Raw genomic sequence first — 9,759 nt, 5'->3', positions numbered from 1 at the left:
CCGCGCGCCGCCCTCCGGCTTGAGCGCGGCTCCAGCCGCGGCCCCGACACTCGTCCCGCGGACCGCTCGGGCGGCGTCCCCCTGACAGGCGCCCCCGTAGGAGCCCGGGATTCGTCCCCGCCTCCGGTCGCGCCCGCGGCCCCGCCGCCCACCCGGCCTCCCCCGTCCTGGTGGGCGGCACGGGTGCCCCCCTCCCCCGGCCCGGCCCTCCGCCGCACGGCTCCAGCCGCACCCCATCGGTCCTCCCGCGACGCTCCAGCCGGTCTTGAGGATTCCTTGAGAGCCCGGGCAGAACGTGGCCCGTACACGGCTCGTCGCGGCACCGCTCCGGCGCTCCGCCGTCCGTGACCCGTGACGTTCCGGCGCCCGCACCCGACCGTGCCGTGCCCCGGTGCGCCGCTCCCCCGCCGCCGACCGGCGGCCAGCCCCTGGAGGCGAGTGCCCTGAACCCCTTCGGCTTCGTCCGTGTCCTGTGGGACGGATGTGTCGCCCTCGGACTCATGTACACCGGTGAGAGCACCCTGAAGGGCAGTGCGGACCACGTCCCGGTCCACGACGCCCCGCCGCCCGGCCACCCCGAGCGGCTCCGCCCCGACCTGCCGCTGACCGGCTACGAGGAACGGCTGCGGCGCGAGCTGGGCCACTCGCCGTACGCCGGCGGGCCCCTGTGACACGCGAGCCCCGGGCTCCGGCGGGCCGCCTGTGAGACGGCGGCCCCGGGCGGCGGGCCCCTGTGACACGCGAGCCCCGGGCTCCGGCGGGCCGCTGTGGCGCGAGCCTCAGGCTCCGGCGGCCCGCACCACGGCGGCGGAGTTGAACCCGCCCCGGCCGCGGGCGAGCACCAGCGCCGTCCGCAGACCGGGGAGTTCCCGCGCCGCGCCGGTCACCAGGTCGATCCCGTAGTCCGCGGCGGCCCGTACGGTCCCGGTCGTGGGCGGCACGACCCGGTCGCGCAGCGCGAACAGCGCGGCCGCCACGTCGAGCGAGGAACCCCCCGCGCCCAGCCGCCCCGTCATCGACTTGGGGGCCGTCACCGGCACCCCGTACGGACCGAACAGGGCCGTCAGCGCCGCCGCCTCGGCCCGGTCGGCGCCCGGTTCACCGGCCGCGTCCGCGAAGACCACGTCCACCTCGTCCGGCCCCACCCCGGCGTCGGCCAGGGCGAGTTCGGCCGCGTCGCGCAGCCGCAACCGGTCGTCCCCGCCGTCGAAGGTGGCCGCACAGCCGGCCACCACGCCGTACACGGTCGCGCCGCGCCCGGCGGCGGCGGCCGCGTCCTCCAGGACCAGCAGCGCCCCGCCCTCGCCCACCACGTGACCGCCGGCCGCCTCGTCGAAGGGCAGGTAGGCGCGGTCCGGGTCGGCGACCGTGGTCATCCGGCCGTCCGCGAGGTGCGCGGCCCAGCCCCACGGGCACAGGGCCGAGTCGACGCCGCCCGCAACCATCAGGCCCACGCCCTTGCGGATCTCCCGGCGGGCCCGGGCCACGGCGTCGATGCCGCCGGCCTGCTCACTGACGACCGCGGTGCCGGGGCCGCGCAGCGAGTGCCGGATGGAGATCTGGGCTGTGCCCGCGGCGTGGAACCAGGCGAAGGACTGGTAGGCGCTGACGTACGCGGCGCCCTTGCCCCACAGCGCCTCCAGCCCGCGCTGCCCGAACTCGGTGCCGCCCGACGTGCTGGCGGTGACCACGCCCGCGCCGTACCGGGGCAGGCCGGCGGGCTCGGCCCCGGAGTCCTCCAGGGCCTCCTTCGCCGCCACCAGGCCCAGGCGCGTGACCCGGTCGGTGGAGGGCAGCAGGCGGCTGGAGATGTGGTCCTCGTCGACGAACCCGTCGATCTCGCCCGCGATCCGCACCGGGTAGCCGGACGCGTCGAAGCGCCGGATCGGGCCGATGCCGTTCTCCCCCGCCAGCAGCGCCCGCCACCAGGTCTCGGCGCCGATCCCGTTGGGGGCGATGACGCCGACACCGGTGACGACCACCTCGGCGGGCGGGCGCGCGGCCTCCTCCCCGGGCCACTCCAGCCCGGTCAGCCCCTCCCCCGCCCTCATGCCGCCTCCCGCAGCCGGGGCCGGGTCAGCACCGTCGCCGCGTGGAACCCGCCGAAGCCGCTCGCGACGCTCAGCACCGTGCTGGTGCGCTGCTCGCGCGCGAACAGCGGGGTGTAGTCCAGGTCGCAGGTCGGGTCCGGTTCGTACAGGTTCGCCGTCGGCGGCACCGTGCTGTGCTGGATGGCGAGCACACTGGCCGCCACGTCCAGGGCCCCCGCCGCGCCGAGCGCGTGCCCGATCATCGACTTGATCGAGCTGACCGGCACACGCCACGCGTGCTCGCCCAGGCCGAGCTTGAAGGCGTGCGTCTCGTGCCGGTCGTTGTGCCGGGTGCCGGCGCCGTGCGCGTTGACGTAGTCCACGTCCACCGGGTTGAGCCGGGCGATGTCGAGCGCGGCCCGGATGGCGTCGGCCATCTCCTCCCCGCCCGGCCGCAGCCCCGTCATGTGGTGGGCGCTGCTGTACGAGGCGAAGCCGGACAGCTCGGCGTACACGCGGGCCCCGCGCCGCCGGGCGTGCTGGAGCTCCTCCAGGATCACCACCGCCGCGCCCTCGCCGAGGACGAAGCCGTCACGGGTGCGGTCGAACGGCCGCGACGCGGTCCCCGGTTCCTCGTTGCGCGGGCTGGTGAGCCTGATGCGGTCGAAGCAGGCCATCGCGATCGGGGAGATCGGCGCCTCCGCCCCGCCCGCGACCATCACGTCGGCGCTGCCCTCGCGGATCAGCTCGGCGGCGTGCCCGATGGCGTCCAGGCCCGAGGTGCAGCCGCTGGAGACCACGCCGACCGGGCCCTGCGCCCCGCTGTCGCGCGCCACCGCCGCCGCGAGCGAACCGACCATGAAGTAGTCGTGCAGGTGCTCGGCCGCCTTGGAGTGGTCGACGGTCCAGGACCCGCCGAAGTCGCTGAGCAGGGCGTACTGCGTGACCAGTCCGGTGGTGCAGCCGGCCGCGCTGCCCAGGCTCACGCCGGTGCGCAGCGGGTTCCCGGCCGCCAGGACGTCGGCCAGGCCGCTGTCCCGCACCGCCTCGCGGGCGCTGACCAGCGCGAACTGGGCGGCCCTGTCGAGGCGTTCGGTGTCGGCGAGGGAGAAGCCGTGGGCGATGGGGTCGAAGTCGACCTCGGCGGCCACCCGTGAACGGTGGCGCGTGGCGTCGAAGAGGGTGACCCCGCGCGTCGCGGTGCGCCCCGACGTCAGCAGCGACCAGAAGGCGCCGGTACCGATCGCGCCGGGGGCCACCACGCCCACGCCGGTGATGACGATCCGCCTCACCGCTCACCGCCTGCGGTGCGGTCCGCGGCCGGTCCGGTCTCCGGCGCGCCCCCGGTCAGCGCGGCGCGCTCCCGGCAGGCGTCCCCGATCATCGCGGGCAGGGCGTCGTCGCCCGCGAAGAAGTGACCGCCGATCAGGGTGCGCGCCGTGATGGGGCCGGTGGTCCACCGCCGCCATTCCTGGAGCGCGGTCGGCACGGCCAGCGGATCGTCGCTGCCGGCGAAGACGAGCAGGGGTACGTTCACGGGTCCTCCGGTGACTGGGTCCAGGGCCGCCTGCCGCAGGGCCTTGGCCAGCCGCAGGTCGTCGCGCAGGACGGGCAGCACGGAGCGGTGCCACAGCCCGCCGGGGCGGGCTGCGGGCCCCTTCGGCAGCGAGCCGAGGGCTCCGAGGAGCGGCAGCAGCTGCTCGTCGGGAGCTTCGGCCGCGCCGATCAGCGCGGCCGTGGCGTGCGGCGGCAGGCAGGCGCCGACCGCGAGGAACAGGGGCGGGGGCGCGCCCTCCTGGGCCAGCGCCCGGGTCAGGGTGTAGGCCACCAGCGCGCCCAGACTGTGTCCGTACAGCGCGTACGGGCCGGAGCGCGCCGCGTCGAGCAGCGGGCCCAGGAGATCGTCCAGGAGCCCGGCCCGGTCGGTGACGCGCGGCTCCCGTCTGCGGCCGTCCCGGCCCGGGAGCAGCAGGGCCGCCACGTCCACCGCGGGACCGGCCGCGCGGGACCAGCGCTGGTAGCTGGCCACGCCCGCGCCCGCGTGGGCGAGACAGTGAAGCCGTACCCGCTGCTCCACCACCTCGTCGACCGCCGTCAGCGAAGCCATCCGTCATCCTCCTCCGGGAAAGCTGCTCCGGCGTGCCCCGCCGGGCGGCGCACCGGCCGCGCCCCGAGTCTCGCGACCGCCGCTGGAGCGGAACTCGACCCGCACCGGCACGGGTCAGGCCGCGTACAGGTCGAAGGTCGAGGAGTGGCGCGGCCCGGCGACCACGTCCAGGCGCGGGTCGACGGCGAGCATCGCCAGGTGCAGCCGTTGCAGCTGCGGCGAGGGCTCGACGCCGAGTTCGTCGATCAGGCGCTGGCGCATCCGGCGGTAGACGTCGAGTGCGGAGGCCTGCCGGCCGGAGCGGTAGAGCGCCACCATCGCCTGCGAGTGCAGCCCCTCGTGCTGGGGGTGGCGGGCGATCAGATCGGTGAGTTCGGCAATCAGTTCGACATGCCGTCCCAGCCGAAGGTCCGCGTCGATCCGGCGTTCACGCGTCACCAGCCGGCTCTCCTCGAGGCGCATGACCTCGATGTCGAGGATCGGACCCACCCGCACGTCGACCAGCGCCGGACCCTCCCACAGGTCGAGGGCGTCGCCCAGACACTTGGAGGCGCGTGCGTCCTCGCCGCTCTCGAAGGCCTGCCGGCCCTCGGCCACCAGGGACTCGTAGGTGTGCACGTCGACGGAGTCGGGCGGGATCTGGAGCAGGTAGCCGCCGTAACGGGTGGCCAGCACGTCCTTGGCCGAGCCCGGGACGTCCGGGCCCATGGCGGTACCCAGCCGGCGGCGCAGCTGGAGGATGTACGTCTGGAGCGTGGTGAGCGCGCTCTGCGGCAGATCCGCGCCCCAGATCTCCTCCATCAGGGTGGGCACGGGCATGACCCGGCCCGGGTAGAGGGCGAGCAGCGCCAGAATCTGGCGGGGTTTGCCGGCGGTCGGGACGATGGATATCCCATTGACCTCGGCATCCAACGGACCCAGGACTTTAATCTTCATGATTCCCCTCCCAGCCTTGCCAGGCCGCCATAGCTTTCCGGCCGGTTGTGAACCTTTCGATACTGCCTTAATCCGGCCGTTTCTGGCTTTTCGATGGACCAGAGGCCAGGTGCACCATACCCTTCGGCACCCATCCCCCTCCGGCGATCGAGTGCGGCTCCGGCGTATCTCCAATGAATTCCGAGATATGCCACTGACACGCCGCTGACATTCGCCGGACGAACGGAGATCCGTTCCTCCCACATCTTTTCGGACGCGCTGCGCGCTGTTAGCTTTCCGGCCATGGCGACCGATACGACGGCGCACGGCGCCGACCCGCTCCCCCGCAGACTGCCCGCCCCGGCCGGCCTGGGGACCGCCCCTGGAACACCTGAGCTGCCGGGGCTTCCCGACGCGAGAATCCTGCTCGGCATACTGGGCGTCTGGTACCGGCAGGGAGTCCAGGCGGGCTTCCCCGATCTGACGGTCGACCGTTTGTGAAACGGGCCTGAGAAATCCTCGAGAAACCCTTCAGAGTTCCCGGTGCCCCGATCGCGCGACGGCCGCCGCACCACGAGAACCCCTACGCTCCGACAGCAGAGGAAGGGGCCGCTTCCTTTTCGGAGGGAATACCGGGAACGGATCTCCGGCCGCAGCGCCCTCGGGCCTCCCCGTGCGAGGATGAGATGGAGTTTCGAATACTGGGTCCGGTCCAGGTCTTCGACGAACGGACCGGCGTTCCGATCGTGCCGTCCGGCGCCAAACAGCGCGCCCTGCTCGGCGCGCTCGTCGTCAAGGCCGACCAGGCCGTCTCCGCGGACCGGCTCGTCGACGAACTGTGGGGCGAACACCCGCCCGGGAACGCGGCCAACGCCCTCCAGGCCCATGTCGCGCGGCTGCGCCGGCTGCTGCCCGCCCCGCCCGCCGCCGGACAGGCCCCCCACGAGTGGCTGGTGACCCGCGCGCCCGGATACGTCCTGCGGCTCGGCCCCGCCGGCACCGATGCCCGGACCTTCCACCGGCTCACCGCCGAGGGACGCGGTCTCGCGCCCACCGACCCCGGCCGCTCGGCCGACGTGCTGCGCCGGGCCCTGGCCCTGTGGCGCGGCCCCGCCCTGGAGGGCAGCGGCCGGGGCACGATCTGCTCCGTCGAGGCCTCGCTGCTGGAGGAGAGCCGGCTCGTCGCGCTGGAGTCGCTGTATACGGCGTGCCTGGGCGCGGGGCGGGCCGGGGAGATCACGGGCGAGCTGGAGGAACTCACCACCGCCCATCCGCTGCGTGAACGCTTCCACGAGCTGCTGATGACCGCGCTGTACCGGTGCGGCCGCCAGGCGGAGGCGCTGTGGGCGTACGACCGCGCGCACCGCCGGCTCGTGCGCGATCTGGGCGTGGAGCCCGGCCCGCTCCTGCGCGGCCGTATGGAGGCGATCCGCCACGACCCGGAACCCGCCCCGTTCCACCCCACCGACCCGCCGGCCGGGCCGTCCGGGCCGTCCGCGCCGTCCGCCGGTGACGACGACGGGCCGAGCGTGCGCCTGCTGCGCGCGGAACTCGCCGACCTGCGCCGTCACATCGAGCGCCTGACGCGCGAACAGCGGGACCTGACGGACCGCCTGGAGGCGCTCACCGCGACGCACGCGGCCACCCCCTGACCGGTCCCCCGGCCTCCCGCGACGGCCTGGACGGACCGGTCGGCCCGGAACGCGCCGGGCGGGGCCGGGCAGGACGACGCGGAGGCCCTTGCCCGGTCCGCGTGCGGCGATCCGGGCAAGGGCCTGCGCCCCGGGCGGACTCGGTTCCCTGCACGGATACCGCCCGCCTCTCACGTCGTCACCGCACCACGAGCCGTCCCTTGCCGGCTCCGGCGGCGACCGCCGCCGGCGCGGGCTCGGGGTGCGCCGTGAGGATGAAGCGCTGGAGCCGGCTCAGCGCGGCCGACGGCTCCAGGCCCAGCTCCGACACGAGGACCGTGCGCAGCCGCTGGTAGACGTTGAGCGCTTCGCCGCGGCGCCCGGAGCGGTGCAGCGCCAGCATGAACTGGCCGTGCAGGCTCTCGTGCATCCGGTGCTGGTTGACCAGGACGGTGAGTTCCGACAGCAGTTCGCGGTGGCGGCCCAGCCGGAGATCGGCCTCGATGCGCTGGTCGAGCGCGCACAGCCGGGCCTCGTCCAGGCGCCGGACCTCCATCTGGATCTGGCTGCCGGCCTGGACGTCGGTGAGCACGGGCCCGGTCCACAGCGACAGGGCGTCGGCCAGCCGGCGTGAGGCGCCCTCGTGGTCCTCACCGTCCATCGCCCGGTAACCGGAACCGGCCCGGCGTTCGAACTCCCGGTAGTCGACGGCCCCTCCCCTGGTCTCCAGCCGGTAGCCGCCGGGGAGGGTCCCCAGGATGTCCTTGGCGGTACAGCGTTCGCTCTCGTCGCGCCCGAGCGCCGCGCCGATCAGCTCGCGCAGCTGGAGCACGTACGTCTGGAGCGTCGTCCGTGCGCTGCGCGGCGGGTTCTCGCCCCACAGCTCCTCGATCAGCGTGGCCACCGGGACCACCTGGTCGGCGTGGAGCGCGAGCAGGGCCAGCACCTGGCGCGGTTTCGGCGCGGTCGGCGTGACCGACACCCCGTTCTCGGTGACGGACAGCGCTCCGAGCAGGTTGATGTCCACGTACTCCCCCAAAGGTCGCTGCAGGCAGGTGCCCGGCCTGCGCGTTCCCGCGTTGCCCGTACTGCCGGGGCCGGATCGCGATGGCGCGTCCTGGCCCCTTGATAAAAAAACAGCACAGTCGGTTTGTCAATCCCTAGAGGTTCACGCCACGCCCCCGACATCGATCTCCGGCCACATTCAGGCGGCGCTCAACCCTCCCTCAACCGCCCGGAGTCCGGCATTCCAGCAGATCAAAACGCTCAATTGCCGCACCGGCACCGCGCGGCGCAGCGAAAGCCAGCCATGACGACGTGTCTGAATCCAGTGCCAGGGAGGCCAGAACGGCAGGCGAGACCTAGGGCAGGAACGGAGGAGCCCTGTTGAAACAAACCAGATGGTCTTTTCGAGGGGTACGGTATGTCTCGAAGGACCCTGGAGAGCCGGGAAGGCGCTGATGCCTTCCCGGCTCTGACGAACGGAAAGAGACCTCAGGGTCTCCCCCGGCTGCCCGCGGCCTCCAGCGTCGCGAGCAGGTCCGGCGCGGCGAGGGACGGAAGCAGCAGTTCCCAGAACCGGGCGACCGTGCGGGGGGCCAGCCAGCCGGCGTCCCGCGCGCCCAGCACCTCGAACCCCACGATCGCGCCCACCACCGCCGTCACGATCCCCTCCGGCTCGGCACCGGGCCGGAGTTCGGCCGCCGCACCGGCATCCCGCACGAGTTCCCCAACCCAGCGCAGCCAGTGCACCCGGAGGTCCACCTCCGGCACCCACGCCACGTCCCCGCACAGCACGAACCCGGCCCGCAGCACCACGTCGGAGGTCAGCTCGCGTGCCAGCGCGTGCGTGACGTCGACGAGGTGCTGCAGCCGGCTCGGCGCGTCCGCCGACACCTCCAGCACCACCCGCAGGCGGCGCAGGGCGGCCTCTTCCAGGGCCTCCACCAGGGCCCCCTTGCTGACGAAGTGGAAGTGCAGCGCGCCGTTGCTCACCCCGGCCCGTTTGCTGATCCCGGTGAGCGAGGTGGCCGCGAACCCTTCCTGGGCGACGATCTCGGCCACCGCTCTGATCAGGGCTTCCCGGGTCCGCACCGCGCGTTGCTGTTGTGCCATCGAGCGCTCCGTTACTGCGGGGGGTTGCCGTGCTTGCGGGCCGGTACGTCGGCGTGCTTGGTGCGCAGCATCGTCAGCGCGCCGATGAGCACCTCGCGGGTGTCGGCGGGGTCGATGATGTCGTCGACCAGGCCGCGCTCGGCCGCGTAGTACGGGTGCATCAGCTCGGCCTTGTACTCCTTGACCATCTGGGCCCGGGTCGTCTCGGGATCGTCCGACTCGGCGATCTGCCGGCGGAAGATGACGTTGGCGGCGCCTTCGGCCCCCATGACCGCGATCTCGTTGGTGGGCCAGGCGTAGGTGAGGTCGGCGCCGATCGACTGGGAGTCCATGACGATGTACGCCCCGCCGTAGGCCTTGCGCAGAATCAGGCTGATCCGGGGCACGGTCGCATTGCAGTAGGCGTAGAGGAGCTTCGCACCGCGCCGGATGATCCCGCCGTGCTCCTGGTCCACGCCGGGCAGGAAGCCGGGTACGTCCAGGAGGGTGATGATGGGGATGTTGAAGGCGTCGCACATCTGGACGAACCGTGCGGCCTTCTCGGACGCCTCGATGTCCAGGACACCCGCCAGGGCCTGCGGCTGGTTGGCGACCAGCCCCACGACCTGACCGTTGAGCCGGGCCAGGGCGCAGATGATGTTGCGGGCCCAGCGCTCGTGGATCTCCAGGTAGTCCCCGTCGTCGACGAGTTCCTCGATGACCTTGTGCATGTCGTACGGGCGGTTGCCGTCGGCCGGTACGAGGTCCAGCAGCACTTCGGAGCGCCGGGTCTGCGGGTCGGAACACGGCTCGCACGGCGGGTACTCGCGGTTGTTCTGCGGGAGCATCGACAGCAGGTAGCGGACCTCGGCGATGCAGGTCTCCTCGTCGTCGTACGCGAAGTGCGCGACGCCCGAGGTCTCGGCGTGCACGTCGGCGCCGCCGAGGCCGTTCTGCGTGATCTCCTCGCCGGTGACCGCCT

Annotated in this window: 10 protein-coding genes; 3 read left to right on the top strand and 7 right to left on the bottom strand. The window is 73.5% G+C overall.

Features of this window, described 5'->3' with window-relative positions:
- Positions 1-344 precede the first annotated feature (344 nt).
- The gene (locus MHW47_RS35990; RefSeq protein ID WP_239226348.1) at positions 345-671 is read left to right on the top strand and encodes a DUF6059 family protein; all 327 of its coding nucleotides are present in this window, start codon (positions 345-347) and stop codon (positions 669-671) included.
- A 108-nt stretch (positions 672-779) separates the two neighbouring features.
- Here MHW47_RS35990 and MHW47_RS26830 read toward each other — a convergent pair whose 3' ends face one another.
- From MHW47_RS26830 to MHW47_RS26815, 4 genes are all read right to left on the bottom strand, one after another.
- Positions 780-2,051 carry a ketosynthase chain-length factor gene (locus MHW47_RS26830; protein ID WP_239226347.1) on the bottom strand — a complete coding sequence of 424 codons (1,272 nt, stop codon included), beginning with the start codon at positions 2,049-2,051 and terminating at the stop codon, positions 780-782.
- Positions 2,048-3,322: a beta-ketoacyl synthase gene (locus tag MHW47_RS26825; protein WP_239226346.1), complete on the bottom strand. Its 1,275-nt coding sequence runs from the start codon at positions 3,320-3,322 to the stop codon at positions 2,048-2,050. The genes MHW47_RS26830 and MHW47_RS26825 overlap by 4 nt, the downstream gene beginning before the upstream one ends.
- Entirely contained in the window at positions 3,319-4,137 is an 819-nt protein-coding gene (locus MHW47_RS26820) for a thioesterase II family protein (RefSeq protein ID WP_239226345.1), read from the bottom strand. The genes MHW47_RS26825 and MHW47_RS26820 overlap by 4 nt, the downstream gene beginning before the upstream one ends.
- A gap of 114 nt (positions 4,138-4,251) precedes the next feature.
- Complete coding sequence (locus MHW47_RS26815; protein WP_239226344.1) at positions 4,252-5,073, bottom strand: AfsR/SARP family transcriptional regulator; 822 nt, start codon at positions 5,071-5,073, stop codon at positions 4,252-4,254.
- A gap of 282 nt (positions 5,074-5,355) precedes the next feature.
- Here MHW47_RS26815 and MHW47_RS26810 point away from each other — a divergent pair, with 282 nt between their 5' ends.
- Both MHW47_RS26810 and MHW47_RS26805 read left to right on the top strand, forming a co-directional pair.
- Complete coding sequence (locus MHW47_RS26810) at positions 5,356-5,553, top strand: hypothetical protein (RefSeq protein ID WP_239226343.1); 198 nt, start codon at positions 5,356-5,358, stop codon at positions 5,551-5,553.
- A gap of 185 nt (positions 5,554-5,738) precedes the next feature.
- Positions 5,739-6,704 (top strand): BTAD domain-containing putative transcriptional regulator, encoded by a 966-nt coding sequence (locus tag MHW47_RS26805; RefSeq protein ID WP_239226342.1) that lies wholly within the window; start codon positions 5,739-5,741, stop codon positions 6,702-6,704.
- 178 nt (positions 6,705-6,882) lie between these two features.
- On the opposite strand, the gene MHW47_RS26800 is transcribed toward MHW47_RS26805, so the two are convergent.
- The 3 genes from MHW47_RS26800 to MHW47_RS26790 all read right to left on the bottom strand — a co-directional run.
- Positions 6,883-7,710 (bottom strand): AfsR/SARP family transcriptional regulator, encoded by an 828-nt coding sequence (locus tag MHW47_RS26800; RefSeq protein WP_239226341.1) that lies wholly within the window; start codon positions 7,708-7,710, stop codon positions 6,883-6,885.
- 467 nt (positions 7,711-8,177) lie between these two features.
- Entirely contained in the window at positions 8,178-8,798 is a 621-nt protein-coding gene (locus tag MHW47_RS26795; RefSeq protein ID WP_239226340.1) for a ScbR family autoregulator-binding transcription factor, read from the bottom strand.
- Between the two features lie 11 nt (positions 8,799-8,809).
- Positions 8,810-9,759: acyl-CoA carboxylase subunit beta (locus tag MHW47_RS26790; protein WP_275449695.1), on the bottom strand; the 950-nt coding region annotated here is incomplete at its 5' end.

Source organism: Streptomyces sp. OfavH-34-F (assembly GCF_022347745.1).
Lineage (GTDB): Bacteria > Actinomycetota > Actinomycetes > Streptomycetales > Streptomycetaceae > Streptomyces.
The sequence above is the reverse complement of the archived record's forward strand: the minus strand, read 5'-3'. Positions and strand labels throughout refer to the sequence as shown.